This is a genomic window from Altericroceibacterium indicum, from assembly GCF_009828105.1.
Classification (GTDB): Bacteria; Pseudomonadota; Alphaproteobacteria; order Sphingomonadales; family Sphingomonadaceae; genus Altericroceibacterium; species Altericroceibacterium indicum.
Genome location: NZ_WTYQ01000001.1, coordinates 189338 through 214618 on the forward strand (window position 1 = coordinate 189338; position 25281 = coordinate 214618).

A 25281-nucleotide genomic window follows, 5' to 3' on the forward strand; every position below is an offset into this window, starting at 1 on the left:
CGGTGGCCTTGGCACCATTCGATCTCAGTCTACGAATGACGGTCGGGCAATTGATGCTGCAAAAGGGACGCAAGGAGGCTGCTCGGGCCTATCTCGCTCCAGTTGCTTTTAACCCTCATGGCGGTGAAATGGCGGAGGCCGCCCGTCAACTGATCGAGAATGGTGAATATGTGCCGACTGCTCCGGTGATAGTGGCGACTTCGCCGGAAGAGGGTGAGACGTAAGCTCTAAGCTCTAAGCTCAAGCGAATTGACCCTTCACGCTGCGCAGGGTGTCGGGGAAGATCCAAAGCTGGCTGGACGACCTGTCAGCATAGCGTTCGTCAAAGATGTTATCTGCCTCCAGGCGTAGAGCGACACGGCAGGAAAGTGCATATTCCACTGCTGCCTTGGCGGTCACGTAATGGGGCAGGATAAAACCTGCTGCCATCCAGTGCGAGCGGGTCCAGGCGTAATTGCAATGATCTGCCAGTTTTCATCGAGCTTTGCACAAAGCGTCGAATTCGATGCCTTTTCTCGACAAGCTGCCCACAGGGACGAGGAAGTTGGGATCGACCGGGTCATTGGTGAGAATGTCACGCTTGCCGATGTCAAACCATGTCACAGCCACGTCAATGCCGGGCAGGGCGGCGATTACACCCAATTCGTAGCCATGGCCGCTTTCGGGGGCAAATCCTGCGCCATCGCGGCCAGTGCCCGAATTGAGCAGGAAGCTTTAGCCCCAGTTACCATGGAGTGCGAAAATATCACTCACTGCTTTCATAAGCAGCTTCAGCTTCGGCATAGGCCGGGGTGGCAAAACAAATGGTGGGAAGGGTTGCAGCAGCAAGAGCGAAGCATTTGAACAGGTACGAGGGTTGATTTTTGCGATATGTTGTATCATCGCAATTGCGAAAGGAGACCCATCCTGTCAACCGAAGTTCTCTCTAAACCTGCGAAATTGCTGAAATCTTCCACATCCATTCCGTCCAGCCGCATCACTTCCATTGATGCACTGCGAGGGCTGGTGATGCTCTTGATGCTTGTCGATCATGCGCGTGAATCCTTCTTCATGAAGTATCAGGTGAGCGACCCCATGGGGCTGGATTCCACGTCGCCCGATCTGTTCTTCACCCGGTTGGCGGCGCACTTCTGTGCGCCCGTTTTTGTGGGCCTGACCGGTGTTGCTGCGTGGCTTTACGGGCAGGGGGAGGGGCGTGCCGACACCCCCGCAGCCCATCGCGCAGCCTCAGCCTTCCTGTTCAAGCGAGGGCTGTTCCTGATTGTGCTGGAATTGACGCTGGTGAGCTTTGCCTGGACCTTTTCTTTCACACCGGAGATTTTCTACCTGCAAGTGATCTGGGCGATTGGCCTATCCATGATTGTTCTGGCGGCAGCGGTGCATTTGCCGCGATTCTGGCTGGTGATGTTGGGTGCCGCGATCGTTCTGGGGCACAATCTGCTCGATCCGATTGCGGTTGCGCCGGGGGAGGCAGGCCATGTCCTCTGGGCCATGCTGCATGATCGTGGAATGATTGACCTGCCGTTTGGAGCGCAAGCCCGCACGTCCTATCCCTTACTGCCTTGGTTTGGGGTTATCATGCTCGGCTATGCCTTGGGGCCGGTATTTGCACGCCATTTTGCAGGGGCAATGCGGCGGCATATTCTGTTTATCCTTGGCCTTGCTTCATTGGCAGCATTCGCTGTGGCGCGCTTCATTAACATTTATGGTGATCCAACGCCTTGGGAACAGGGGGCAACGCCTTTGCTGAGCGTGATGAGCTTTCTCAACGTCACCAAATATCCACCCTCGATGGACTTTCTCTTACTCACCCTTGGTGGCGGGCTGCTGTTGCTCGCTGCCTTTGAAAAACTGCCTGACTGGGCGAATTGCATCTTGAGTATTTTCGGTTCAGTCCCGCTGTTTTTTTACCTATTCCACCTTTACGCGCTGAACCTGCTCAATCGCGCAGTGCAGCCTGTTCTGGGGGTGGATGAGAGCGGCTTTTATTCGGTGCACCATGTCTGGCAGATATGGGCCATCGCGGCTGCATTGGCAGTGCCAAGCTGGTTCCTTTGCCGCTGGTTCGCGCGGCGCAAACGCGCGAGCAACCAATGGTGGATGCGCTATTTGTGAACGCAGTGGCGGGTTTCAGAACCAGAAGCGAATGCCCGCCACAAAATTCGTGACGCTGGGATCATCCCCCTTGGCCCGGGCATAATCGGCGCTCTGGCCCAATTTCCATTCCTGAGCCACGCCAATATAGGGCGCAAATTCGCGCGTCACCTCATAGCGCAGGCGAAGGCCCAATTCGGCTGTATCGAGCCCCGCACCGATACCCAGCTCGGGAATATCCTGCGCGGATAGCTTCACTTCGGCACGCGGCTGGATAATCAGCCGCTGGGTGATGCGCTGATCGATTTCAGCTTCTACCCGGGCAGTCAGATCGCCTTTCTGGGACAGGAAGGCGGCCGCATCCACTTCAAACTGATAGGGTGCAAGCCCCTGAATGCCGATCACCGCATGGGTGCGGTCTGGCCCGGCGAAGTCCTGACGAACACCCGCCTGAAGATCGAACCATGGGCCAATCGCATGGCTGTAAAGCGCCTGCACTTCGGCCTGTTCGGGCTTTTTGCCAAAGCTGCCTTCGCCTTCGCTCTTGATCCAGAGAGCGTTAAGGTCCCCGCCATAACGGGCCTGCGCATCCCACAAATACCCATTGGCTCCATCGCGGGCGCGATATTCCAGCCTGTCCGCCATCATGAACAATCGCGTCTGGGCACCCATATGGTGGGCCAGTTCTTCGCGCGAGGCTGCCATCGCCTCGGCCCCCCAGATGGCATCTGCCGCGCGGGCAGGGCCGCTGCCCGCAGCGGGCGGCGGCGGGGCCTGCGTGGTGGGAACGGTGATGTCTGGCTCAGCTGCTTCATCCATCATCATCGCGTGATGATCATGCGCGCCATGATCCATCGGCATGTCCTGCATCTGCGCCAGAGCAGGCGTGGAGATGGCCAAAAGGGGCAAGCCCAGAAATGGAAGATAAAGGAGCCGTTCCATTAGCCATTCTCCTGCGGGCTGGCAACGCTGACGATTTGAAACATGCCCGCGTGCATGTGGTAGAGAAGGTGGCAATGAAAGGCCCAGTCGCCCGGTTCATTAGCGGTCAGGTCAAACTGCGCACTGCCTCCGGGTTGTACAATCACCGTATGTTTGCGCGGTTGGTGGGGCGCATCTTCTCCATTCACCAGCTCAAAGAAATGGCCGTGGAGGTGGATGGGGTGGGCCATCATCGTGTCATTCACCAGCTTCACCCGCACCCTTTCATTATAGGCAAAGCGGATCGGCTGATCGCTGACGGCAGAAAATGTCTGCCCGTCAAATGACCACATATAGCGTTCCATATTACCGGTCAGATGCAGTTCCATGAAGCGCGAGGGCTTGCGCGTGTCTGGATTGGCTTCAAGCGCCGACAATTTGCGATAATTGAGCGTGCGATGCGCTACTTTGTCCAGCCCAAGGCCGGGGAAACCCATCCGGTCAACCGGGGCCATGGACACCATGTCGATGCCGGGGCCGACTTTTACCGTATCGGGCAGCAGCGAGGTATCGCGCATCGACATGCCAGACATATCCATTGCGCTGCTGCCGGGCTTGGCCACCTTGTCCATAGCCACGGATGCATGGTTCATCCCCATCGTGGAATGATCCATCTCCATGGCTCCGTGGTTCATCCCCATGTCGGCCATGGTAAGAAGCGGCGGATTGCGTAGAGCCGGGATATCAGCCCGCGCACCGGGCGCAGAAGTGAGGGTGGCTACGGCCATGCCCGAACGGTCCATGCTTTCGGCCGCGATCGTATAGACCCCTTCATGGCGAGGTTCGACAATCACATCATAAGTTTCGGCCACTCCGATCTGGAATTCATCCACTTCTACCGGGCGGATATTCTGCCCATCGGCAGCCACCACGCTCATGGCGAGGCCGGGGATGCGGATGTTGAAGAATGTCATGGCTGAACCATTGATGATCCGCAGCCGAATACGCTCACCGGGGCTGAACAGAAATTCCAGCCCCTCCTGTGGCCCGTGGCCATTGGCAAGATAGGTATAGGTGGAGCCTGTCACGTCGAGAATATCGGTCGGCATCATCCGCATCTTGCCCCACATGCGGCGCTGTTCACCCGTCAGCGGATAATCATCAGTCCAGCTTGTTTGCTGGTAGTTGAAATAGCCTTCGCCCTTTTTGAGCTTGTCAAAAATGGTGTGTGGGGAAAGCGGCGTAAATTCGCTCAGCAGCAGCACATAGTCACGGTCGGCCTGCACCGGGTCAGCGCCTGCCGGATCAATTACCAGCGGGCCATAATGGCCGGTCTGTTCCTGCAAGCCTGAATGGCTATGCCACCAATAGGTGCCGGACTGCCGCACGGGAAATGTGGCGGTGAAGTGGCCGCCTGCCGGAATGCCCGGAAAGCTCACACCGGGCACACCGTCATATTGGAAGGGCAGCAGCAGCCCGTGCCAATGGATCGAGCTATCCACATCCAGCATGTTGTGGATAGCGAGTTGAGCGATGGTGCCTTCCTTCAGGCGGATGAGCGGGCCGGGCACGCTGCCATTCACTGCAACGGCATGGGATGTGCGGCCCTGAACGCGATGTGTTCCATTACCGATGGTGAGCTTGATGGCGCCGCCGCTGACTTCATCAAAGCCGGAACGGATAGTTGCGTTCGAAATGCTCATGCCGCGCGCCCAATTGGGCAGGGCGAGCGAGGCTCCGCTCAGAGCCATCGTGCCAAACAGCTTTCTGCGTGTGAAACCAGCCATTGCGCGCCCCTTGGAATTTCCTACCATGAGATAAATGATAAATACCCCATAGGGGTATATCAAGGAGCAATGATGAAAGAAGGAAGCAAGGCCACTATCAATCGCCTGCGTCGGATTGAAGGGCAGGTGCGCGGATTAGCGCAAATGCTGGAGGATGATCGCTATTGCATTGACATTTTGCACCAGCTTCAGGCGGTGAAATCAGCACTCGACAAGGTGGAAAGCGCCGTTCTGAAAGATCACGCATCTTGCTGTGTGGCTGATGCGATCAAGTCCGGTGACGTGGAAGAGCAGAAAGCAAAGTTCGCTGAATTGATTGATTTGTTTGAGAAAGTGAAGCGCTAGGCTTCGAGGGCCAAATCCAGATTTGGCCTTGGGATTTGCTTTGCATAGTTTCCGGTCAGGGAGCGGTTTCTGGCACATGGCTCTATTGCGGGTGTTTGTGCAAAGGTTCAAAATGACCATATGACATTGCTTGGAAAGCTCGGAATTGCACTCCCGATTGTGCAGGCGCCCATGGCAGGCGTATCGACACCGGAATTGGCAGCCGCTGTATCCAACGCTGGCGGTCTGGGCTCTATTGGGGTTGGGGCTACGAATGCAGCCGGAGCCCGAGAGATGATCGAGGCCACTCGCGCAAGAACCAGCCGTGCCTTCAACGTAAATCTGTTTGTCCACGGCGCTGCTTATGCAGATGCGAAAAGAGAAAATGAATGGCTGGAGGCATTACGGCCGTTGTTCCGGCAGTTCGGTTCGGAGGCTCCTGCCAGGCTGGAGGCGATTTATCCCAGTTTCGCTGAGGATGATGGAATGCTCGCTATGCTCCTTGAGGCAGCTCCGCCAATTGTCAGCTTTCACTTCGGCTTGCCTGCCGCTGACCGAATCGCTGCACTGAAGAATGTTGGCTGCACATTGTTTGCTACTGCAACGAATTTAGCCGAGGCCAGGCTCATAGAAGCGGCAGGGGTCGACGTGATCGTAGCGCAGGGGTGGGAAGCAGGCGGGCACCGAGGGGTGTTCGATCCGACAGAGAATGACAGTAAACTTGGCACCATGGTTCTTACCCGCTTGTTGGTGGCCAAGACAAAACTGCCAGTCATTGCTGCCGGCGGCATCATGGACGGGGCAGGGATTCGCGCGGCATTGGATTTGGGAGCTGTCGCCGCTCAACTGGGGACGGCATTCATTGCTTGCCCTGAAAGTAATGCAGATGAAGCCTATCGGGCAGCGATTGTCAGTGAGAGCGCGCATCGCACAGTGATGACCCGCGCGATTTCGGGCCGCCCCGCGCGATGTCTGAGCAACCGCTTTACGCAATGGGCGGCAGAAAATCGGCTGACACCGCCCGATTACCCCATTGCCTATGACGCAGGGAAAGCACTCAACGCTGCTGCCAAAAGGGCCGGGGAAAACGGCTTTGGTGCACAATGGGCGGGCCAGGGCGCACCGCTTCATCGGGCCATGCCGGCTTCGAATTTGGTTGAATTGCTCTGGAGCGAGTTTGATTCATTGTCGGATTAAGCGAGGGGTTCGTTCGCTTCCACCCAGCGATGCCGTTGAAGGCAATTTTCTGGCGCGACAATAGCGGGGCGCCCTTCCTCGAAAAATTTGCGCCTATTTCATCGCTTCATCTCAGCTGAAATAGCTTTCAGCTTGTGGCTCCGCCACCCAGTCTCTAGATGATGGGGATGGCCGGAGATTTAACTGACAACAGGGGACGGGGGGATGCAGCCTGGGGCTGGCCTCCGATTCACCCTGAAGGACGCAAATTCGGACTGATCGCTGTGGGCATCAGTCTGATATTCTTGTTGCTTTTGGATTGGGAGATTGTCGGCTGGCCGCTTTTGGCTTTGTCAGCCGGTGTTTTCGCTTTCTTCCGCGACCCGGAACGGGTCGTGCCGCAAGGTGATGATATGATCGTCGCTCCGGCAGACGGGCTGGTGACCCTGATCATGCAGGTCCCGCCGCCGGTAGAATTGCAAGCACCTGATTCACAAGGTCTTCCTGGTCTTGGAACAGAACCGGTCACACGGATTTCCATTTTCATGTCCGTGTTCGATGTTCATATCAATCGTGCCCCAGTTGGGGGTATTGTTCGCCGGGTGCATTACATCCCTGGCAAATTTATGAATGCCGATCTCGACAAGGCGAGTGAAGAAAACGAACGCCAGCATGTCTTGATTGAACGTTCCGATGGCCGGGTGATTGGTTGCACACAGATTGCCGGGCTGGTCGCCCGTCGTATCGTGCCATTCGTCAAGCCCGGTGATATTGTTGCGGTTGGCCAGCGTATTGGCCTGATCCGCTTCGGTAGCCGTGTGGACGTTTATCTGCCGCAAGGGACGGATTCGAAAGTTCTTCTGGGTCAGCGCATCGTCGCTGGTGAAACTGTGCTCGCCGAAATCGGAAAACAGAAATTGATTGAGGGTGTGAGCCAATGACAGATCGGGGAACAGGCGAAGGCCCATTCGGGCCGAAAGCCAGCGAAGATGAAGTGCCCTCGCTCGGTGGAAGAGAAGCACGCCGCTTGGGTGGCGGACTTTCTCTGCGCTCTGTTCTCCCCAATGCCATTACAGCTGCGGCCCTATGTTCCGGCCTTACTGGCATTCGTTTTGCGATTATTGGTGACTGGGAACGGTGTTTGTTTGCCATCATCCTTGCCGGTATGCTTGACGGGATCGATGGCCGCATTGCCCGGCTCTTGAAAGCACAGTCCCGGTTCGGGGCTGAACTGGATAGTCTCGCCGATTCGCTGAGCTTTGGCATGGCGCCTGCCTTGGTCCTGTTCCTGTGGTCCCTGCAGGATTTGCCCCGTTTCGGCTGGTTTGCATCATTGGCCTTTGCCATTTGCTGCGCTTTGCGCCTTGCGCGCTTCAACGCCCAGATTGATGTGGACGACCAACCCCATAAGTCGGCCGGTTTTTTGACCGGCGTTCCGGCGCCCTTGGGGGCAGGCCTCGCCTTTTTGCCAATGTATCTATGGATCGCCAGCGGTGAGCCTATTTTCCGCGATCCCATTCTTGTGGCGATTTGGGTGGCATTGATGGCGTTCCTGATGATCTCCAACCTTGCAACCTTGAGCTGGACCTCCATTCGCCCGCAGCGCTCCATTCGTCTTGGTGCAATTGCAGGCGCGGGTCTTGTGTTTGCTGCTTTACTGACAGAGCCCTGGTGGACGTTGGCGGTATTGTCTGTGCTTTACCTGCTGCTCATGCCTTATGCGGTGTTTAGCTATGCCAAAGTCAGGCGGCGGCGGAGCAGTGAGGCGGCTGTTCCTTCCGAAATATAATCGGCCTGTATATGACCGGCCCGGCAGCTGTTGCAGAATGCTGCTGATGACGTGTGGTATCAGCAGCAGGTGAGGCCCAATCAGCGGTGCGATAGTCTGTAGATGTAGATTGGACTTTTTCTGTCGGTGTAGCTTGCTGAGCTGCAAAGCTATCAATTGCTTCGATGAAGGCCAGCTCCTGATATAAGGCACGTGCAGCCAGCACGCTGTTGTAGAGGCTATGAGCGATTACCGCAGTTGCCGCCAATCCGGAGGTAATGAACAAAAGGCCAAGAAAAACCGTCGTCATTTGCTGTTCCCCTTCAAGCTCGTAGAATCGGGCTTTCTGTGTGAATGGCCGGAGCAAGACTGTTGGAAATGAGGGATTTCCGGCCTGTTTGTTCTTCTTGTGTTCAATGTTCCTTATTTGTTCCTGTTGGTCAAGCGGATTCTTCTCCACATTGGATCAGTCAGCTGAAATCCGTGTTCTTGTGATGTTCCATCCGTTTCCATGGTGGGCGTGGATTGGAAATTTGATGCTGGATTTCTGTGGCGGATATGGCTAAGGCGCGCGCTGTCGCGTGACATTTTGGACTTGTTTCAAGTGTCTTCGTGGCAAATCCACATGGAAAGCACTTCACACCGGTGCTCCTGGCGGGATCTCCGCCTGAGTCTCCAGCCGCTTTCCAGAGGCATAACCGGAAAGGAATTTTATTATGGCGGCTCCTACCGTCTCAATGCAGCAGCTTATCGAAGCCGGCGCTCACTTCGGTCACCAGACCCACCGCTGGAACCCGCGCATGAAGCCTTACATCTTCGGCGCTCGTAATGGTGTTCACATCATCGATCTTTCGCAGACCGTGCCACTGTTTGCACGCGCTCTCGATTTCGTGAACGCAACCGTTCGTGCAGGCGGCAAGGTGCTGTTCGTTGGCACCAAGCGTCAGGCACAGGAACCGATTGCTGAAGCAGCACGTGCATCTGGCCAGCATTTCGTAAACCATCGCTGGCTTGGCGGTATGCTGACCAACTGGAAGACCATTTCCGGTTCGATCAAGCGCCTGAAGACCATCGAAGAAAAGCTTTCGGGCGATACTTCGGGCTTCACCAAGAAGGAAGTTCTTCAGATGACTCGCGAACGCGACAAGCTGGAACTTTCCCTCGGCGGTATCCGCGATATGGGCGGCATTCCTGACGTGATGTTCGTGATCGATGCGAACAAGGAAGAACTCGCCATCAAGGAAGCCAATGTTCTTGGTATTCCAGTGATCGCCGTTCTCGACACCAACACTGATCCTTCAGGCATCTCTTTCCCGGTTCCGGGTAACGATGACGCCAGCCGCGCTGTGCGCCTCTATTGCGATGCGATCGCTCAGGCTGCTTCGACCGGTACGAAGGAAGGTATTGCTGATTCGGGTGCCGATATCGGCGCTATGGAACAGCCGCTTGAAGAAGCTGCTGTTGCCGAAGCTGCGCAGGCGTAATCGCCGCGTCACCTACTGCTATTAGGCGCCGGGCGTTACGACAATCGAACGGTCCGGCGCCGTCACATTATTCAAGAGGTATCAACCCATGGCTGCATATACTGCTGCTGACGTGAAGAACCTGCGCGAGAAAACCGGCGCGGGCATGATGGACTGCAAAAAAGCTCTCGACGAAACCAATGGTGACGTTGAAGCTGCTGTTGACGCATTGCGTGCCAAGGGTCTCGCTGCGGCTCAGAAGAAGTCCAGCCGTACCGCTGCTGAAGGTCTTGTCGGCATTGCTGTTGCGGGCACCAAGGGCGTTGCTGTTGAAGTGAACTCCGAAACCGATTTCGTTGCCAAGAACGACCAGTTCCAGAGCTTCGTCACCAATGTGACCAAGAAGGCTCTCGAAGTGTCGGGCGATGATGTGGAGGCTCTCAAGGCGGCTGACTACCCCACGGGCGGCACGGTTTCCGATGCGCTGACCAACAATGTTGCCACGATCGGTGAAAACCAGCAGATCCGCCGCATGAAGACTGTTGAAGTCTCCAATGGCGTTGTTGTGCCTTACATGCACAATGCTGTGACTTCAGATCTCGGCAAGATCGGCGTTCTCGTAGCTCTGGAAAGCGATGCTCCGGCTGACGTTCTTGAACCGCTTGGCAAGCAGCTTGCGATGCACATCGCTGCCGCTTTCCCGCAGGCTCTGAACGCTGACGGTCTCGATGCAGATCTGATCGAACGTGAACGCGCCATCGCTGCTGAAAAGGCTGCCGAAAGTGGCAAGCCTGAAAACGTTCAGCAGAAGATGATTGAAGGTGCGGTCAGCAAGTTCGCCAAGGAAAACGCACTGCTCAGCCAGATTTTCGTGATGGACAACAAGACCCCGATTGCACAGGTCGTCGAGCAGGCTGGCAAGGCTGCTGGTACGTCGATCGTGCTCAAGGATTATGTCCGCTTCCAGCTCGGTGAAGGCATCGAGAAGGAAGAAAGCGATTTCGCTGCTGAAGTGGCTGCTGCCGTCAAGGGCTAAGCTGTTTCATAACAGACACCTGGCTGCTGATGCGATCGGGTTGAAATCAAGCCGCTGCTCCGACCATGGAGCGGCGGCTTTTTTCATGGGGTCGATGGCAAGAGTTGCGAACAGAGTTGCGTTGTATTGTCTGAGTTATTATTGCTGCTCTCAATCATGAGAGAGGGATAGCCGGATGAAAGACAATATGACGATGGAGCGCCGTAAATTTTTGGCTGCTGGAGTGGGGCTGCCAATGGCCGCATCACTGCCTTTGGCCGCTTGTAGCAAGAGCGAGCCTGCCAGTGATGCTGATGCGGCGACGGCAGAAGACGGCATCATTAATCCACTGATCCTGCAACGGGCCGACCCATGGGTCTATCTCAAGGATGGCTATTATTATTTCACCGCATCGGTGCCGGAATATAACCGGGTGATTCTGCGCCGCTCCAAAACGGTAGCAGGCCTGTCTGATGCGGAAGAGCGTGTGCTGTGGAATGCACCCAAAAGCGGACGGATGTCCGGCAATGTCTGGGCACCGGAAATTCATCATTTCGGCGGCAAATGGAACATTTACTTCGCCGCCGGGGAAGGGGATGGGGAGGACCCTTTCCGCATCCGCACCTATGTTTTGCAAGCCGACGGCGATGACCCGATGAAAGCTGACTGGTCAGTTATCGGGCAGTTGCAGACCCCGTGGGATAGCTTCACGCTGGATGCTACCAGCTTTGAGCATAAGGGCACCCGCTATCTGTGCTGGGCGCAAAAGGAAGATGGGATTGATACCAACAGCAATCTCTATCTGGCCCCGCTTGATACACCGCTGACTTTCGCTGCTGAGCCTGTTCGTCTGTCTGTGCCAACTCTGCCATGGGAGATTCAGGGTTATAAGGTGAATGAAGGGGCGGCCTATCTCAACCGCAATGGCAAGGTCTTCATAACCTATTCTGCCAGCGCGACGGATGCACGCTATTGCATGGGGATGCTGACGGCGGATGAAAATGCAGACCTGATGGACCCGGAAAGCTGGACCAAATCGCCGGAGCCGGTTTTCCAGACATCGGAGAAAAACAAGGTTTATGGGCCGGGCCACAACAGCTTTACGGTCGATCAGCAGGGCCGCGATTTGCTGATTTACCACGCGCGCAATTACAAAGAGATCGAAGGCGATCCTTTGTTCGATCCGAACCGCCACACCCGCGCACAATTGTTCACCTATCGTGAAGACGGCTCGCCCGATTTTGGTGTTCCGGTGAAGAACGGTCCCATGCCGAAGGCGTGACTTCGGCATCTATGGCCAGTGGATTGAGCTACCTTCTCAAAAAAAGGGTTGGTGGCTCTTTCTGCATTTACATGCGGCCTCATCATGTATTGCGGGGAGCCCCTACTTCATAGAGGTGCAAATTGCGTTCGCCGATATTGAGGTCAGCCCAGCTCGCCCGCCATTGCTTGATATGGGCGCTGGCAAAATGACGATCGAGCGCGGTTTGATCGCGCCAAAGTTCTTTTACGTGAATCAACCCAGGGTCCAGCACATCCTGAGCATATCCATATTCAAGGCATCCCTCTTCTGCCCGGCTAGCCTCTGTCATGCGCTGCATGGCAGGGAGTGCTTTGGAGAGATTTTCAGCAGGAAGGCGGATGGTTCCAATAATAAGCAGCATTCGCAAATCCGTATAACATATGTGGGCCCTCCCAAAGTGGAATGGGCTGGCGTCACTGGCGATAGGTAGATGGTGGAGAAAGGATGGTTTGCATCACATTTGCGGCCCTTTCCCTTTGCGTGATCGGGCAGAGGCGCTAAGGACGCGGGCAACCACCTCATTGCCGGAGACTAGGTCTATATGCCGCATTCTCGCTTCAAGCGCGTCCTTCTTAAACTGTCGGGCGAAGTTCTCATGGGTGAACAGCAGTTCGGAATCGACCCGAGCTATGTTGCTCGTCTCGCTGAAGAAGTAAAAGCGGCCAAGGATACTGGCCTCGAAGTGTGTCTGGTGATCGGCGGGGGGAATATCTTCCGTGGGATTTCCGGTGCTGCCAAGGGCCTTGACCGGACGACCGGCGATTACATGGGTATGCTGGCGACGGTGATGAACGCACTGGCCATGCAGAATGCATTGGAAAAGGCTGGCGTGCAGACGCGGGTGCAATCTGCGATCCCGATGGCCTCTGTATGTGAACCCTATATCCGCCGCCGTGCGGAGCGCCATCTTGAAAAGGGGCGCGTGGTGATCTTTGCTGCTGGCACCGGCAATCCGTTTTTTACCACGGATACGGGGGCTGCTTTAAGGGCTGCTGAAATGGGCTGCGACGCGCTGTTCAAAGGCACCAGCGTTGATGGTGTCTATGATTGCGACCCGAAGAAATTTCCGGATGCGACTCGTTTCGAAACAATCACCTACTCAAAAGTGTTATCTGACAATCTGAAGGTTATGGATGCTGCTGCTGTGGCATTATGCCGCGAGAACAATATTCCGATCGTGGTCTTCTCGATTCGCGAAAAGGGTAATCTTGCGCATGTGCTGGCAGGCAATGGCATACAGACCACTGTTCAAGAGGAAGCCGAATAATGGCAAAGTATGACAAGGCCGATATCGAACGCCGGATGCAGGGCGCAGTGGAAAGCCTTAAAAGTGACCTTTCCGGTCTGCGTACAGGCCGTGCGAACACTGCCTTGCTCGACCCTGTGCATGTAGAAGTCTATGGCGCGATGATGCCTATCGGGCAGGTCGCTACTGTCTCCGCACCAGAAGCACGGATGTTGGCGGTGCAGGTCTGGGACAAGGCCAATGTCAGCGCGGTCGAAAAGGGCATTGCGAAATCAAATCTCGGCCTCAACCCGATGACCGATGGTCAGACCATCCGTCTGCCGCTGCCAGACCTTACTGAAGAGCGTCGCCGGGAATTGGCCAAGCTTGCTGGCCAATATGCTGAAAAGGCCCGTATCGCGATCCGCAATGTGCGCCGCGATGCAATGGAGGCCTTGAAGACGGACGAAAAGAAAAAAGAAATCAGCGAAGATGATCGCAAGCGTTCTGAAGATGAAGTTCAGAAGCTGACCGATAAATATGTCGCTGATGCGGATTCTGCGGCGGAAGCCAAGGAAAAGGAAATCATGACTCAGTGAAGGGTGAAGAGCACTCTCCCGCCGATGCTGACGCTGACCAGTGCGTCAAAGATCTTGCCAAAGATCCAGGTCACGTCAACAAGGCGGGAGGGGGTGTGGCCTGTAGTATGAATCAAGTGGCAAGCCACGGTGCAAAACACGTGGCCATCATCATGGACGGGAACGGCAGATGGGCGAAGAAACGCCACTTGCCGAGGGCAATGGGGCATCAGCGGGGCGTCGAAGCGGTCCGCAAGCTGGTGCGCGCATTGTCATCCAGTGGCCTTGAGTGTCTGACCCTTTATGCTTTCTCGAGCGAGAATTGGAAACGTCCTGAAGAGGAAGTGTCCGATCTGATGAAGCTGATGCGCAGGTTTATCAAAAGCGATCTGCCAAGTTTCATATCCAACAATGTTCGGCTTAAAATTATCGGCGATTACAAGGCTCTGGCGCCTGACATTGTTGAAATGCTGGATGATGCGCTGGAGCGGACCGCTCATGGCACACAGACCGTTGCGGTGGCATTGAATTATGGATCGCAGCAGGAAATCGCCCGTGCAGCCGCCAAAGCGGCCGAGCATGGTGAAGTGACTGTGGAATCCATTGCAGCCCATCTCGATACAGCTGATTTGCCGCCGGTTGATCTTCTGATTCGTACCTCTGGCGAAGTGCGTCTGTCTAACTTCTTGTTATGGCAGGCAGCTTATGCAGAAATGTGGTTCACAGATGTGCTATGGCCTGACTTTACGCCTGCACATCTGCAGGATGCTCTAACGAGTTTTGCCACAAGGGAGCGACGCTTTGGCGGACGCTGACATGACAGAAACGGTTGCCAAGGCAGGTCAACGAAAGCGTGATCGGCTAAAACGTTATATGGCTGTGCCGCTTTCGGTGCGGACCTCTGACCTTCCCAAGCGTGTGGCATCTGCTGTGGTCATGCTGGCTGTTGCGGCGGGCGCGGTGATTGCTGGCGGGTGGTGGCTCAAGGGCTTTATCGCTGTCGTTGCGCTGGCTGGATTTGGCGAGTTTATCCGCCTGATCTGTAAAGCCACAGCCAATTTACCCTATCGAATGGCCGGGATTCTAGCTGCGGCCCTCTATGTCGGCATTGCTGCAGCTTTGCTGATGCAGATGCCCCCGTTCGTTCAAATCATCACGGTAGTGACGGTCATCATGACCGATACCGGAGCCTATTTTACAGGGCGTGCGATTGGCGGACCCAAGATTGCACCGCGTATCAGCCCCTCCAAAACCTGGGCTGGCTTGCTGGGTGGGATGATCGGCTCTGGCCTATGGCTGGTCATTGTCACGATCTTTATCGGCGCAGCCTTGCGCGGGCTGTCACCAGACAGTGGCTCTGGCCTTCAGAGCAGTGCTTTGCCGATGGTCGTGATGCTGGGGGCTGGTCTTGCGGTTGCCGCTCAGGCAGGTGATTTCTTTGAAAGCTGGTTGAAGCGCAAAGCCGGCGTGAAAGACAGTTCTGCCCTGATTCCGGGGCATGGCGGCGTGCTGGACCGGCTAGATGGCCTGCTCCCGGTTGCCATCATCGTTGGTTTGCTGTCCAGCTGGGCTGGCTTGTAACCATGCGCTCCATTTCCATTCTCGGGGCGACAGGCTCCATCGGTGCCTCCACGCTCGATCTTATCCGGCGGGAGCGAGACAAATGGCGGGTGGTTGCGCTGACTGCCAACAGCAGTGCGGAAAAGCTCGCTGAACTGGCGCGTGAATTTGATGCTGAAGTGGCAGTCGTTTCCCAAGAATCGAACCTTGGTGATCTGAGAGCCGCGCTGGGTGATAGCGGGATTGAAGCGGCTGCTGGCAAGCAGGCTTTATGCGACGCGGCATCCCGTAATGTGGATCTGACCGTGGCCGCGATTGTCGGCTGTGCAGGTCTAGCGCCGACAATGGCTGCGATCCAGCAGGGGGGCACGATCGCTCTGGCCAATAAGGAAGCGCTGGTTTCTGCAGGCGATGTGATGACCGCAGCGGTCAGACAATATGGCGCGACTCTGCTTCCGGTTGATTCTGAGCATAATGCGATTTTCCAGTGTCTGCAGGGCAATCGCCTGAGCGATGTTCGCTGGATTACGTTGACCGCCAGCGGCGGCCCGTTTCGCACCTGGAGCGCCGAGCAGATTGCGCTTGCAACACCAGCACAGGCTGTAGCCCATCCGAATTGGGACATGGGTGCCAAGATCAGTGTCGATAGCGCGACGATGATGAACAAGGGCCTCGAATTTATCGAGGCGCATCATCTCTTCCCTGTTGGCCTCAATCACTTGCGGATTATTGTTCACCCACAATCCGTGATTCATTCCATGGTCGAATATCGTGATGGATCGACACTGGCGCAGCTTGGACCGTCCGATATGCGCGTGCCCATTGCCTCTGCATTGGCATGGCCCCACCGGATGGATTCACCCTGCAATCCGCTTGATCTTGCCGCAATTGGCGAACTCAGCTTCTTTGCTCCCGATGAGATGCGCTTTCCCGCAACCCGTCTGGCGCGTGAAGCGGTGAATGCGGGCGGGGCGGCTCCGGCTATGCTCAATGCGGCCAACGAAGTCGCTGTAGCGGCTTTTCTGGCTGGTCAGATAGGGTTCACGCGGATTGCGGCATTGGTTGAAGACGTGCTCAACCAAACGGCCCGCACTGCGCCGACAACGCTGGAAGAAGTGCTAGCGCTCGACATGGAAGCCAGAGTACGCGCTGAACAGATGCTGGAGACTGTCTGAAGTGATCGATTCGCCGCCTGTATGGATGTGGATTATCGGCTTTTTGCTGGTTCTCGGCCCATTGGTCACCTTGCATGAACTGGGTCACTATCTCGTGGGCCGTTTCTTTGGTGTGAAGGCCGATGCTTTTTCGGTTGGCTTTGGCAAGGAACTGGCAGGCTTTACTGACAAGCGCGGAACACGCTGGAAGCTCTCAGCATTGCCTTTGGGCGGCTATGTGCAATTTGCAGGGGATATGAATCCCGCCAGCCAGCCGAGCGAAGAATGGCTGGCCTTGCCTGAAGAAGAGAAACGGAAGACCTTTCCGTCCAAACCGCTATGGCAAAAAGCGCTGATCGTCGCGGCTGGCCCGTTTACGAATTTTGCCATTGCTGTGGTAATCCTCGCGGCGTTCAGTCTGGCCTATGGCAAGATTGAAATCCCACCTGTGATCGCCGCTGTGAGCGAAAATAGCGCGGCTGCCGAAGCAGGTTTGCAGGCAGGGGACCGCATTGTTTCGGTGGATGGTCGCCCGCTCAACAGCTTTGATGAGCTGAGCGATGTTGTGCTGCCAAATCCAGGGGGTAAGTTAACCCTCGGTGTGAAGCGCAACGGACGCGATCTCAATTTTGATTTCACCATTCCTACTATCGTCGAGAGGGATCGGTTCGGGAATGAATTCCGGATCGGGCGTCTTGGTGTGGCGTCAGGCCCGGGTGAAGTTGTCCCTGTAGGTCCGTTCGAAGCGGTTGGCCTGGCGACTGTGAAAACAGTCGACATTATGAAAATGATGGTCAACGGGATCGGTCAGATCATTACCGGGCGTCGTCCGGTGGATGAATTGGGTGGTCCGCTGAAGATCGCCAAATTCTCTGGTGAACAGCTGAGTCTCGGATGGCGGGAGTTTGTATCCTTTGCCGCATTGGTTTCGATTAACTTAGCATTCATTAACCTGCTGCCAATCCCTGCTCTCGACGGTGGGCACCTGGCTTTCTACGCGGCTGAGGCCATCCGTCGTAAGCCGGTAGGGCAGCGCAGTCAGGAATGGGCGTTCCGCACCGGCATGGCACTTTTGCTAACGCTGATGTTGTTCGTCACAATTAACGATGTAATTTCACTGCCGATTTTTAGCAGTTGAGTTATAAATTTTAAGGATGGCTGACGCTTCACAATCCCGCGAAACTTATCATGCTTGCTTGATTGGCTTGCCAGCTTCGGGCACATGGCGGCTGCTCCTGTTTAGGGAAACTCCGCATATGGGGGCATGGTAAAGGGAATGACAGCGTCGGGACGTTGCGAAACGAGACACGCCGTGTCAGAGATTGGACGGAATATGAGCCGTAAGGCGAAAACCATTGCAGCCTCGCAATTCGCTGTAGCCCTTATGGGATGCACAATGCTGGCCGGTTTACCGGTGGCAGCCTATGCTCAGGATGAGCAGGTCGAAGATACGACTGCCACTTCTAAACCGGATGCCAACCCTGCTGGCGAAACGATCCGCTCGCTTACCGTGGTGGGGGCTGAACGGCTCGAACCCGATACGATTCTGAGCTATATCAAGCTGAGAGTTGGCGGAACCTACACGGCTGCGGCAGCCGACCAGGCGCTGAAAGACCTTTCGGCAACAGAACTCTTTGCAGATTTTTCCATCCGCAATGACAATGGCAATGTTGTGGTCGAGGTGAAAGAAAACCCGATCATCAACCGGATTGTGCTGGAAGGGAACAAGAAGCTGAAGGATGACAAGATCCTTCCTGAAATTCACCTTGCTGCACGTCAGATATTTACCCGTTCCAAAGTTCGTGCCGATGTAGCCCGTATTATCGAGCTGTATAAACGGCAGGGACGCTTTGCTGCGACGGTTGACCCCAAGATGGTCATGCTCGACCAGAACCGCGTGGATATCATCTTCGAAATCACCGAAGGTCCCAAGTCCAAGGTTCGCAAGATCAACATCATCGGGAACGATCATTTTTCTTCAGGTGAACTGAAGGGGGAGATGGTCACCAAGGAGACGGGGCTGCTGAAGATCTTCAGCTCCAACACCAGCTATGACCCCGATCGTTTGGCTTTTGATCAGCAGAAGCTGCGCCAGTTTTATCTGACGCAAGGTTACGCTGATTTTCGCGTCGTATCCGCTGTGGCTGAACTGACGCCGGATAAGAAAGACTTCATCATCACCTATGTGGTTGAAGAAGGCGATCGATACAAATTTGGCGATGTGAAAGTCGATAGCCAGTTGCGCGATTTTGACAGCAATCGACTGACATCCAGCCTGCCGATGCACAAAGGGGACTGGTACAACGCAAAGCTCGTGGAAGATACGGTTGAACGCCTGACCGAATCTGCCGGTGCCTATGGCTACGCTTTTGCTGATGTCCGCCCGCAGTTTTCCCGCGATCGTAAAGATCTGACGATGGGCGTCACCTTCACGATTGCTGAGGCACCGCGTGTGTATGTTCAGCGCATCGACGTGAACGGTAATACGCTGACGCAGGATAAGGTTGTACGGCGTGAATTCCGCGTGGCTGAGGGCGATGCCTTCAACTCACTGGCGGTGAAACGTTCTACCGCGCGAATCAATTCGCTGGGCTACTTCCAGCAGAATTTCGAAGTCACTCAGGTTGAAGGCGATGATCCGGGCAGTATTGTTCTGCAGGCCAATGTCCAGGAACAGCCCACTGGTGAACTGACACTTTCCGCTGGCTTTTCCAGCCTTGAAAGCTTCATTCTTTCCGGTTCAATCCGCCAGAAGAACTTCCGCGGCCGTGGTCAGACAGTGGGCCTCAGCGCCAATCTGTCGAGCTATTCGCGCAGTGCCTCGGTCAGCTTCAGCGAACCTTATCTGTTTGATAAGAACATCTCGACGAGCATCGATATCTATCGTCGCGATTATGACAATGATTATTACAATAACGACAATGCGACCTATTCCAGTTCAACCACTGGTTTCCAGACCCGTGTCGGTGTTCCGCTGACAGAATATCTCTCGGCTCTTGGGCGTTATACGCTTAACTTCGATGATATTTCGCTCGATAAGAACACGTTTTACAGTACCAATGATAGCGGCGACTTGACATGTAACCCTCTTCTGGCCGGGCGTTATTTGTGTGAAGCCGTTGGTAAGCGGACCACTTCCATGGTTGGCGCTTCCCTGATTTACAGCAACCTTGATAGCCGCATTCGCCCAACACGGGGCGAGCGTGCCACGGTCAGTGTCGATTTTGCGGGGCTTGGCGGTGATGTTAAATATGCCCGTATCCGTGGCGATGCCGGGAAATATTGGAACGTCGGTAGCGGCTTCATCTTCTCTGTCACGGGTGAAGGCGGTTATATCAAAGGTCTGAAGGATCGTGGTGAGGGCGCTAATGACGTTCTGCTGACTGACCGCTTCTTCCTGGGTGAACCGCAAATGCGTGGTTTTGATATTCGCGGTGTTGGTCCAAGAGTGTTGCGTGTGCCTTATGTCACCGACGACGAAGGCAATAAGCAATTGGTGGATTATAATTCCAATTCTGTGACGGATGATGCGCTCGGAGGTAACGCTTATTACCTGGCTCGCGCTGAGCTTGAAATTCCGCTTGGTTCCGGCGCTCGCGAAATGGGTCTTCGCCCTTCGATCTTCCTTGATGCAGGTTCTGTTTTCAGTTTGACCACACCGAATACGGTGGATCGGCCAAATGGCGATTTTATTGCGACCCGCAATTCTGATGGTGCAGCCTTGTGCCAACAGAAAAATGGTACTGAGACGAACGTTGTTGTTTGCCCGAATAATGGAACTAGCGATCCGCTGCCTGATGGCGTTACCGCGCTAGGCCGCTCAATCAGCCCCTTTAAGGAGGTCTATGTTGGCAATACGGCGAAGCCACGTGTTGCGATTGGTTTCGGTGTGGACTGGAACTCGCCATTCGGCCCGTTCCGTATCAATATCTCTCATCCGCTGCTCAAATATGAAGGTGACGATACGAAAACCTTCTCCTTCAATGTAGGGACACAATTCTGATGAAAAATCTTCTTAAGCCCGCTTTCGCAGCAGGTATTGCGCTTGCTTCACTGACTGCTCCACTTGCTGTTGCTCCAGCATCCGCGCAGGTCGCGCAGGGTATTGGTGTGGTCAATCCTGATGCCGTTGTGGTCAATTCGGCTGCTTTCAAAGCGGCTCAGCAGCAGCGCCAGACCACTTACCAGGCTCAGATTCAGCAAGCCACGCAGCGCCGTGATCAGATTCAGGCTGAACTGGACCCGTTGATCAAGAAGCTTCAGGCAGACAGTCAGGCAGCCAATGCGAATCAGCAGGCCTTGCAGCAGCAGGCTGCACAGATTCAGCAGCGTGAGCAGGCTGGACAGCGCGAGTTGCAGCAGATTCTGGCACCTTACTCGCTGTCGCAGGCTTATATTGAAGAGCAGATCAATGATAAGTTGATGGACGCTGTGCAGGCCGCCGCGAAGAAGCGTAAGATGACCCTCATTCTCGATGCGACGAACGGTTCCGTTGCTTATGCCGAAGCTGCTTATAACATTACGCAGGATTCGGTGAATGAACTCAACACGCTGCTGCCAAGCGTTCAGGTTGTGCCGCCACAGGGTTGGTTGCCACGCCAGATGCGCGAACAGCAGGCTCAACAGCAAGCCGCGCAGCAACAGGCGCAGGCTCAGCAACCGGCAGCGACAACAGGCCGCTAGGGCCTGCTGTGCAAGCGCTGCCGAGAATCGAATAGAAAGATATGGGCATGAGTGAAAACACGGGGGCACCCGCCTACGATATTGGCAAGATCCTTCAGGCCTTGCCGCATCGTTATCCGCTGCTTCTTGTGGACCGGGTGCAGAGTCTGGAAGTGGACAAGGAAATTCACGCCATCAAGGCGGTGAGTTTCAATGAACAATTCTTTCAGGGTCATTTCCCTGGTCGCCCTATCATGCCGGGTGTGTTGCAGATTGAAGCCTTGGCGCAGTCCGCAGCCATTCTGGCGATTGAAACGTTGGAATTGGCTGGCTCTGGCAAGCTTGTTTATTTCATGGCGATTGATGGAGCCAAGTTCCGCAATCCTGTGGAACCGGGCTGCCTGCTCGACTTGCGGGTTGGCTTTGTCCAGAAGCGGGCACGGGTCTGCAAATTCTGGGGCAAGGCCAGCATTGGCGATAAGGTCACCTGTGAAGTAGAATTCACGGCAATGATTGCCGATCCGCCGGCTGAAGGCTGAAGACTTGCCAAACAGGCGCGGCGCGTTTAAGTGCCGCGCTTTCTTGAACTATCCGAAGCAGCCGGTCGGTACCGGCGCATCCAGACGGAGCATATGCCATGAAGGCTGATTTACACCCCGATTACCACATGATCACGGTCAAGATGACCGATGGCACCGAATTCCAGACGCGCTCCACATGGGGCAGCGAAAACGACACGATGACGCTCGAAATCGATCCGACCAGCCACCCGGCTTGGACGGGCGGTACGCAGCGCCTTCAGGAAGGTGGCCGCGTGGCACAGTTCAACAAGCGTTTTGGTGGTCTTTCGCTCAAGAAGAAGTGAGTCAGGACTTCATACGTTCCAAAAGGGCGGCCTTCGCGGGCCGCCCTTTTTTATTGCGCGATGTAAAGTGATGAAGTGACAGTGGGCAATCTGTGAAAGCCCCTCGCATTCATTTTTCAGAGCTGGGCTGATGGCCGTGCTTTGCGTTGGTTGCATCTTGAAGGCTGAGCAAGGAAGCGTGCAATGCTTCGATTTGCGCTAGACGCTCTTCTTCAGGAGACGTTTCTATAGCGCTCTGCAAACTTTCAACCGCTCGTGCGAGCCAACGTTGCAAAATCTGATTTTCTTGCTCGAGATTCCTGAGCCGATGCTCAAAATCATTCTCTGACTGGCTCAAAAACGATTCCAATCCCATCAATTGAAGCCTGGATTGAAGACAATCTTCTTAAATCCAGGCTTCTCATACGACCCAAATGGCTGAGCATCTGGTTACGCTTTGTGTCTTTATGACATTTTTTAGCGTCTAAAAAATTCATAATGGTGCATTTTTTATCTGTCAACGGAGCATTATGATCCATCATGGTGCTTTTTTTGAAAAAATGGATGCTTTTGGTTCTTTTTACGCTATGGCGGTTGCACGAATAATTTTTGAGGTTTCCATGAGTTGGAACGATATTTCCGATGATTGTCTTGTCCGCTTTTTGAGGGGAATAGCGCGTGTCACATTTCTGGTTTCGGCCTCAGGATATTCGATAGATATCGATGAATGGACCAAATTAACCGGACAGACCCGTGAGGAAATACGCGGGCTTGGCTGGATCGGCGCTTTGCACAAAGATGATGCGGCAAGGGCAGAGGCTGCATGGCAAACGGCGATTACACATGGCACATCATATAATACCGATTACCGTATTCGCTGCACTGATGGAATTTATCGCTGGTTCAATGCCCGTGCCGAACCAGTGTTCAATGAAGATGGCCGAATTATCCATTGGGTTGGTGCGATTCTCGCTATTGCCGGCTCGAACCGCTTCAACACCAAAGACATGATTGGCGATAATTTTGAAGATATTCGCCCAGCAGCGCTTCGTGCGGCGCGGGCGATGCTCAATTGGTCGGCTGAGAGGTTGGCAGAGGAAGCGGGAATTTCACGCTCTACTATTCGCCGTCTGGAGAGCGATCATTCCCATGTATCTGCAAGGCGCAGCAATATTATTCGTATTCTCGACGCGTTTCAGGCCGCCGGGTTAATCCTGATCGGAGAGCGTGGAGTGGTGACCGGTGTTTCTGAGGATGCAATGCATCTCAGCGAAGCTTCGCCGGTGTGAGGGGCAGCGTTGTACAACTCAGCTTTTGACTGCCTCACCCCCAGGGCTTTTCCCGGTACCATTTGGTGATGACATATTTCAGACCTTTGCGAATCTTCATTGCATGATGAAGCGTCGCCGGGTTGAGAGTGCCATCGGGGCGGTGGTTGTTCCAGCACACTAACATGCCGCGTTCAGGCTGGAAGGTCTTCTTGATAACCTTGAAGCGCGTGCCACCACCGGCTTCCACATTGTTGAGATAGACCATGAAGGTCCATGTTCTCTGTCCGGCAACCGAGCAAAAGCGGTGGAAATCCTCGCCATTGGGTTCAAAATAATCGGTATGGGCTTTGAATTCCTGCCCTAGTGAGTAGCGTTGTCCTTGAACCGGTTCGCCATGCGCGGGATCAATCGCGTTGAGTGAGAAGAGCTTATGTTCAAGCTCTTGCACTCTCACATCTGTTTCATCGAGGTCGCATGTTTCGCTGGTTCTGAAATAATCATCGCCATTGGGATCAGCGATGGTCGAGGGGCGCCGGTCACGATCAATCATCTCTATCAACGAATCGCATAATTCGTCTGACAGGAAATGAGGTTGAAAGAAGAGTTCGATCCTTGGGGAGGGGACTCGCCGCACCCCATCCTGTTTCAGGAGAATCTCTGCCGAAGTTTCACCGGGATTCGTCATAAAGGGGTGATAATCGGGTCATTGGGCAATTCAAGCGAAACAGGGTCACGAAATAATCTTGCCGAATTTCGATTTTAGCGACTTTTTGCTTTTCAATTTGCACTTCTTGTGCAAGAGGCGCGTTCCCAAGCCAATCGGCTCTTGACCGAGCGGCAATGAAGCCTGACAGCGCGCCTTGTGGCAAGTATGTCAGGTCGATGTGGCGACTATAGCTCAGTTGGTTAGAGCGCCGGTTTGTGGTACCGGAGGTCACGGGTTCGAGCCCCGTTAGTCGCCCCACTTTCCTCTGATCTTGTCGCGCTGGATACCCTTTTGGAGTACGCACAAGATGACCGCTTTCTGGACCGAAGCTGATTTTGACGAGCACGAACGGATTGAGTTCGTGCATGATCGCGCATCCGGTCTGTCGGCCATTATTGCTATCCATTCCACCCATCTGGGACCAGCCGCAGGCGGTACGCGCTTCTGGCATTATCCCAAGGCCGAAGCCGGTATGCGCGATGCGCTCCGCCTGAGCCGGGGCATGAGCTACAAGAATGCCATGGCTGGGCTGCCCATGGGTGGCGGCAAGGCTGTGATGCTGCTTGATGAGAAGGGCACCAAAACACCTGAAATGCTCCGTGCTTATGGCGATGCCGTGGAAGCACTCGGCGGCGCTTATGTGACAGCAGAGGATGTCGGCGCATCGGTGCAGGATATGGTGACCATTTCCGAACGCACGCGCCATGTTTGCGGCTTGCCTGCTGCAGAAGGCGATGCGGGCGGTGATCCTAGCCCTTACACGGCCATGGGGATTTTCCTCGGCATCAAGGCGGCGGTGTCGCATCGGCTGGGCAAGGATGAACTGGACGGCGTGCATGTCGCTCTGCAGGGTTGCGGCAATGTCGGCAGCGGCGTGGCGCGTTTGCTTGCCAGTGAAGGCGCGCGTTTAACGCTGGCTGATATCGATACGGATCGCGCCAAAAGGCTCGCTAGTGATCTGGACGGGGAGGCTGTTTCCACAAGTGACATTCTGAGCGTGGAATGTGATGTTCTCAGTCCCAACGCATTGGGCGCAATTCTCGATGATGACAGCATTGCCCGGCTCGCGACACCGATCGTGGCGGGTGGTGCCAACAACCAGCTCAAGCGGGCAGAACATGGTGCGATGCTGGCTGAACGCGGCATTCTCTATGCTCCTGACTATGTCATCAATGCTGGCGGCATTATCGACGTGGCGCTGGAATATCTGGCACGCCAACAGGGCAAACCCTGTGATATTGATGAAGTGCGTGAACGGATCGAACAGATTCCAGTTCGCCTTCAGCAGATCTGGCGCGAAAGCGACACCACCGGGCTTTCATCTGATATTGTGGCCGACAAGATGGCGCAGAAACTGATCGGCCGCGGCTAAAAATAAGCCAAGAGCTGTGTAGCGTCAGCCAGGCTCACCGGTTCCTCTCTTGCAGGAG

General features: G+C 55.0%; 29 protein-coding genes and 1 tRNA gene. 23 read left to right on the top strand and 7 right to left on the bottom strand.

Going from position 1 to position 25281, the window contains the following annotated elements; all coding sequences use genetic code 11:
- Nucleotides 1-2 precede the first annotated feature (2 nt).
- On the top strand, nt 3-224 hold the full coding sequence (locus tag GRI39_RS00930; RefSeq protein WP_211371384.1) for a hypothetical protein: 222 nt from the start codon (nt 3-5) through the stop codon (nt 222-224).
- Between the two features lie 16 nt (nt 225-240).
- Here the strand turns inward: GRI39_RS00930 and GRI39_RS14505 are convergent, their stop codons facing one another.
- Complete coding sequence (locus GRI39_RS14505) at nt 241-429, bottom strand: TonB-dependent receptor (protein WP_246204802.1); 189 nt, start codon at nt 427-429, stop codon at nt 241-243.
- Between the two features lie 30 nt (nt 430-459).
- Here GRI39_RS14505 and GRI39_RS14805 point away from each other — a divergent pair, with 30 nt between their 5' ends.
- Together GRI39_RS14805 and GRI39_RS00940 are read left to right on the top strand one after the other, a co-directional pair.
- The gene (locus tag GRI39_RS14805; protein WP_425482296.1) at nt 460-843 is read left to right on the top strand and encodes a hypothetical protein; all 384 of its coding nucleotides are present in this window, start codon (nt 460-462) and stop codon (nt 841-843) included.
- A 96-nt stretch (nt 844-939) separates the two neighbouring features.
- Nucleotides 940-2115: an acetyltransferase domain-containing protein gene (locus tag GRI39_RS00940; RefSeq protein WP_246204804.1), complete on the top strand. Its 1176-nt coding sequence runs from the start codon at nt 940-942 to the stop codon at nt 2113-2115.
- A gap of 15 nt (nt 2116-2130) precedes the next feature.
- Here GRI39_RS00940 and GRI39_RS00945 read toward each other — a convergent pair whose 3' ends face one another.
- Nucleotides 2131-3036: a copper resistance protein B gene (locus GRI39_RS00945; protein ID WP_160737832.1), complete on the bottom strand. Its 906-nt coding sequence runs from the start codon at nt 3034-3036 to the stop codon at nt 2131-2133.
- Nucleotides 3036-4802: a copper resistance system multicopper oxidase gene (locus GRI39_RS00950; protein ID WP_160737833.1), complete on the bottom strand. Its 1767-nt coding sequence runs from the start codon at nt 4800-4802 to the stop codon at nt 3036-3038. The genes GRI39_RS00945 and GRI39_RS00950 overlap by 1 nt, the downstream gene beginning before the upstream one ends.
- Before the next feature lie 72 nt (nt 4803-4874).
- On the opposite strand from GRI39_RS00950, the gene GRI39_RS00955 reads away from it, so the two are divergent.
- From GRI39_RS00955 to GRI39_RS00970, 4 genes are all read left to right on the top strand, one after another.
- Entirely contained in the window at nt 4875-5147 is a 273-nt protein-coding gene (locus GRI39_RS00955) for a metal-sensitive transcriptional regulator (protein WP_160737834.1), read from the top strand.
- A gap of 120 nt (nt 5148-5267) precedes the next feature.
- Nucleotides 5268-6323, top strand: a complete 1056-nt coding sequence (locus tag GRI39_RS00960) for an NAD(P)H-dependent flavin oxidoreductase (RefSeq protein WP_160737835.1) — start codon at nt 5268-5270, stop codon at nt 6321-6323.
- Between the two features lie 167 nt (nt 6324-6490).
- On the top strand, nt 6491-7243 hold the full coding sequence (locus GRI39_RS00965; RefSeq protein ID WP_160737836.1) for a phosphatidylserine decarboxylase: 753 nt from the start codon (nt 6491-6493) through the stop codon (nt 7241-7243).
- Entirely contained in the window at nt 7240-8091 is an 852-nt protein-coding gene (locus tag GRI39_RS00970; RefSeq protein WP_160737837.1) for a CDP-alcohol phosphatidyltransferase family protein, read from the top strand. Before GRI39_RS00965 ends, GRI39_RS00970 begins: the two co-directional genes overlap by 4 nt.
- Here GRI39_RS00970 and GRI39_RS00975 read toward each other — a convergent pair.
- Nucleotides 8045-8530, bottom strand: coding sequence for a hypothetical protein (locus tag GRI39_RS00975; RefSeq protein WP_160737838.1), 486 nt, complete (start codon nt 8528-8530; stop codon nt 8045-8047). The two genes, GRI39_RS00970 and GRI39_RS00975, sit on opposite strands and share 47 nt — an antisense overlap.
- A 256-nt stretch (nt 8531-8786) precedes the next feature.
- On the opposite strand from GRI39_RS00975, the gene rpsB reads away from it, so the two are divergent.
- The 3 genes from rpsB to GRI39_RS00990 all read left to right on the top strand — a co-directional run bounded on the left by rpsB (nt 8787) and on the right by GRI39_RS00990 (nt 11830).
- On the top strand, nt 8787-9554 hold the full coding sequence (gene rpsB / locus GRI39_RS00980; protein WP_160737839.1) for a 30S ribosomal protein S2: 768 nt from the start codon (nt 8787-8789) through the stop codon (nt 9552-9554).
- A gap of 88 nt (nt 9555-9642) precedes the next feature.
- Nucleotides 9643-10569: a translation elongation factor Ts gene (gene tsf, locus GRI39_RS00985; RefSeq protein WP_160737840.1), complete on the top strand. Its 927-nt coding sequence runs from the start codon at nt 9643-9645 to the stop codon at nt 10567-10569.
- A gap of 175 nt (nt 10570-10744) precedes the next feature.
- Nucleotides 10745-11830: a glycoside hydrolase family 43 protein gene (locus tag GRI39_RS00990; RefSeq protein ID WP_246204805.1), complete on the top strand. Its 1086-nt coding sequence runs from the start codon at nt 10745-10747 to the stop codon at nt 11828-11830.
- 82 nt (nt 11831-11912) lie between these two features.
- On the opposite strand, the gene GRI39_RS00995 is transcribed toward GRI39_RS00990, so the two are convergent.
- The gene (locus GRI39_RS00995; RefSeq protein WP_160737841.1) at nt 11913-12212 is read right to left on the bottom strand and encodes a putative quinol monooxygenase; all 300 of its coding nucleotides are present in this window, start codon (nt 12210-12212) and stop codon (nt 11913-11915) included.
- Nucleotides 12213-12392: 180 nt separating this feature from the next.
- On the opposite strand from GRI39_RS00995, the gene pyrH reads away from it, so the two are divergent.
- The 10 genes from pyrH to rpmE all read left to right on the top strand — a co-directional run bounded on the left by pyrH (nt 12393) and on the right by rpmE (nt 21895).
- On the top strand, nt 12393-13118 hold the full coding sequence (gene pyrH, locus GRI39_RS01000; protein WP_160737842.1) for a UMP kinase: 726 nt from the start codon (nt 12393-12395) through the stop codon (nt 13116-13118).
- The gene (frr, locus tag GRI39_RS01005) at nt 13118-13675 is read left to right on the top strand and encodes a ribosome recycling factor (RefSeq protein ID WP_160737843.1); all 558 of its coding nucleotides are present in this window, start codon (nt 13118-13120) and stop codon (nt 13673-13675) included. The genes pyrH and frr overlap by 1 nt, the downstream gene beginning before the upstream one ends.
- Before the next feature lie 107 nt (nt 13676-13782).
- Nucleotides 13783-14469: a polyprenyl diphosphate synthase gene (gene uppS / locus GRI39_RS01010; RefSeq protein WP_160737844.1), complete on the top strand. Its 687-nt coding sequence runs from the start codon at nt 13783-13785 to the stop codon at nt 14467-14469.
- Nucleotides 14456-15235, top strand: coding sequence for a phosphatidate cytidylyltransferase (locus tag GRI39_RS01015; protein WP_246204806.1), 780 nt, complete (start codon nt 14456-14458; stop codon nt 15233-15235). Before uppS ends, GRI39_RS01015 begins: the two co-directional genes overlap by 14 nt.
- Before the next feature lie 2 nt (nt 15236-15237).
- Complete coding sequence (locus GRI39_RS01020) at nt 15238-16389, top strand: 1-deoxy-D-xylulose-5-phosphate reductoisomerase (RefSeq protein ID WP_160737845.1); 1152 nt, start codon at nt 15238-15240, stop codon at nt 16387-16389.
- A 1-nt stretch (nt 16390) separates the two neighbouring features.
- On the top strand, nt 16391-17506 hold the full coding sequence (gene rseP, locus GRI39_RS01025) for an RIP metalloprotease RseP (RefSeq protein ID WP_343033266.1): 1116 nt from the start codon (nt 16391-16393) through the stop codon (nt 17504-17506).
- 195 nt (nt 17507-17701) lie between these two features.
- On the top strand, nt 17702-20371 hold the full coding sequence (gene bamA, locus GRI39_RS01030; RefSeq protein WP_160737846.1) for an outer membrane protein assembly factor BamA: 2670 nt from the start codon (nt 17702-17704) through the stop codon (nt 20369-20371).
- Nucleotides 20371-21051 (top strand): OmpH/Skp family outer membrane protein, encoded by a 681-nt coding sequence (locus tag GRI39_RS01035; RefSeq protein ID WP_160737847.1) that lies wholly within the window; start codon nt 20371-20373, stop codon nt 21049-21051. Before bamA ends, GRI39_RS01035 begins: the two co-directional genes overlap by 1 nt.
- A 47-nt stretch (nt 21052-21098) precedes the next feature.
- On the top strand, nt 21099-21569 hold the full coding sequence (gene fabZ / locus GRI39_RS01040; RefSeq protein WP_160737848.1) for a 3-hydroxyacyl-ACP dehydratase FabZ: 471 nt from the start codon (nt 21099-21101) through the stop codon (nt 21567-21569).
- A gap of 98 nt (nt 21570-21667) precedes the next feature.
- A complete protein-coding gene (rpmE, locus tag GRI39_RS01045; protein WP_160737849.1) occupies nt 21668-21895 on the top strand; it encodes a 50S ribosomal protein L31 in 228 nt (75 codons plus the stop codon).
- Nucleotides 21896-22004: 109 nt separating this feature from the next.
- On the opposite strand, the gene GRI39_RS01050 is transcribed toward rpmE, so the two are convergent.
- Nucleotides 22005-22250 (bottom strand): hypothetical protein, encoded by a 246-nt coding sequence (locus tag GRI39_RS01050; protein WP_160737850.1) that lies wholly within the window; start codon nt 22248-22250, stop codon nt 22005-22007.
- A 244-nt stretch (nt 22251-22494) separates the two neighbouring features.
- Between GRI39_RS01050 and GRI39_RS01055 the strand changes: the two genes are divergently transcribed.
- Complete coding sequence (locus GRI39_RS01055; RefSeq protein WP_160737851.1) at nt 22495-23163, top strand: PAS domain-containing protein; 669 nt, start codon at nt 22495-22497, stop codon at nt 23161-23163.
- Nucleotides 23164-23197: 34 nt separating this feature from the next.
- Here the strand turns inward: GRI39_RS01055 and GRI39_RS01060 are convergent, their stop codons facing one another.
- Nucleotides 23198-23830, bottom strand: a complete 633-nt coding sequence (locus GRI39_RS01060; protein ID WP_160737852.1) for a prolyl hydroxylase family protein — start codon at nt 23828-23830, stop codon at nt 23198-23200.
- A gap of 202 nt (nt 23831-24032) precedes the next feature.
- On the opposite strand from GRI39_RS01060, the gene GRI39_RS01065 reads away from it, so the two are divergent.
- Both GRI39_RS01065 and GRI39_RS01070 read left to right on the top strand, forming a co-directional pair.
- Nucleotides 24033-24109, top strand: a tRNA-His gene (locus tag GRI39_RS01065).
- Nucleotides 24110-24158: 49 nt separating this feature from the next.
- Nucleotides 24159-25223, top strand: a complete 1065-nt coding sequence (locus tag GRI39_RS01070; protein ID WP_160737853.1) for a Glu/Leu/Phe/Val family dehydrogenase — start codon at nt 24159-24161, stop codon at nt 25221-25223.
- The last annotated feature ends 58 nt before the right edge of the window (nt 25224-25281 follow it).

What these genes read in the sequence shown, in the direction of transcription:
- GRI39_RS14505 (WP_246204802.1), bottom strand. Translation starts at nt 429, where the DNA reads ATGGCAGCAGGTTTTATCCTGCCCCATTACGTGACCGCCAAGGCAGCA.
- GRI39_RS14805 (WP_425482296.1), top strand. Translation starts at nt 460, where the DNA reads ATGATCTGCCAGTTTTCATCGAGCTTTGCACAAAGCGTCGAATTCGAT.
- GRI39_RS00945 (WP_160737832.1), bottom strand. Translation starts at nt 3,036, where the DNA reads ATGGAACGGCTCCTTTATCTTCCATTTCTGGGCTTGCCCCTTTTGGCC.
- GRI39_RS00950 (WP_160737833.1), bottom strand. Translation starts at nt 4,802, where the DNA reads ATGGCTGGTTTCACACGCAGAAAGCTGTTTGGCACGATGGCTCTGAGC.
- GRI39_RS00955 (WP_160737834.1), top strand. Translation starts at nt 4,875, where the DNA reads ATGAAAGAAGGAAGCAAGGCCACTATCAATCGCCTGCGTCGGATTGAA.
- GRI39_RS00960 (WP_160737835.1), top strand. Translation starts at nt 5,268, where the DNA reads ATGACATTGCTTGGAAAGCTCGGAATTGCACTCCCGATTGTGCAGGCG.
- GRI39_RS00965 (WP_160737836.1), top strand. Translation starts at nt 6,491, where the DNA reads ATGGCCGGAGATTTAACTGACAACAGGGGACGGGGGGATGCAGCCTGG.
- GRI39_RS00970 (WP_160737837.1), top strand. Translation starts at nt 7,240, where the DNA reads ATGACAGATCGGGGAACAGGCGAAGGCCCATTCGGGCCGAAAGCCAGC.
- rpsB (WP_160737839.1), top strand. Translation starts at nt 8,787, where the DNA reads ATGGCGGCTCCTACCGTCTCAATGCAGCAGCTTATCGAAGCCGGCGCT.
- tsf (WP_160737840.1), top strand. Translation starts at nt 9,643, where the DNA reads ATGGCTGCATATACTGCTGCTGACGTGAAGAACCTGCGCGAGAAAACC.
- GRI39_RS00990 (WP_246204805.1), top strand. Translation starts at nt 10,745, where the DNA reads ATGAAAGACAATATGACGATGGAGCGCCGTAAATTTTTGGCTGCTGGA.
- GRI39_RS00995 (WP_160737841.1), bottom strand. Translation starts at nt 12,212, where the DNA reads ATGCTGCTTATTATTGGAACCATCCGCCTTCCTGCTGAAAATCTCTCC.
- pyrH (WP_160737842.1), top strand. Translation starts at nt 12,393, where the DNA reads ATGCCGCATTCTCGCTTCAAGCGCGTCCTTCTTAAACTGTCGGGCGAA.
- frr (WP_160737843.1), top strand. Translation starts at nt 13,118, where the DNA reads ATGGCAAAGTATGACAAGGCCGATATCGAACGCCGGATGCAGGGCGCA.
- uppS (WP_160737844.1), top strand. Translation starts at nt 13,783, where the DNA reads ATGAATCAAGTGGCAAGCCACGGTGCAAAACACGTGGCCATCATCATG.
- GRI39_RS01020 (WP_160737845.1), top strand. Translation starts at nt 15,238, where the DNA reads ATGCGCTCCATTTCCATTCTCGGGGCGACAGGCTCCATCGGTGCCTCC.
- bamA (WP_160737846.1), top strand. Translation starts at nt 17,702, where the DNA reads ATGAGCCGTAAGGCGAAAACCATTGCAGCCTCGCAATTCGCTGTAGCC.
- GRI39_RS01035 (WP_160737847.1), top strand. Translation starts at nt 20,371, where the DNA reads ATGAAAAATCTTCTTAAGCCCGCTTTCGCAGCAGGTATTGCGCTTGCT.
- fabZ (WP_160737848.1), top strand. Translation starts at nt 21,099, where the DNA reads ATGAGTGAAAACACGGGGGCACCCGCCTACGATATTGGCAAGATCCTT.
- rpmE (WP_160737849.1), top strand. Translation starts at nt 21,668, where the DNA reads ATGAAGGCTGATTTACACCCCGATTACCACATGATCACGGTCAAGATG.
- GRI39_RS01050 (WP_160737850.1), bottom strand. Translation starts at nt 22,250, where the DNA reads ATGGGATTGGAATCGTTTTTGAGCCAGTCAGAGAATGATTTTGAGCAT.
- GRI39_RS01055 (WP_160737851.1), top strand. Translation starts at nt 22,495, where the DNA reads ATGAGTTGGAACGATATTTCCGATGATTGTCTTGTCCGCTTTTTGAGG.
- GRI39_RS01060 (WP_160737852.1), bottom strand. Translation starts at nt 23,830, where the DNA reads ATGACGAATCCCGGTGAAACTTCGGCAGAGATTCTCCTGAAACAGGAT.
- GRI39_RS01070 (WP_160737853.1), top strand. Translation starts at nt 24,159, where the DNA reads ATGACCGCTTTCTGGACCGAAGCTGATTTTGACGAGCACGAACGGATT.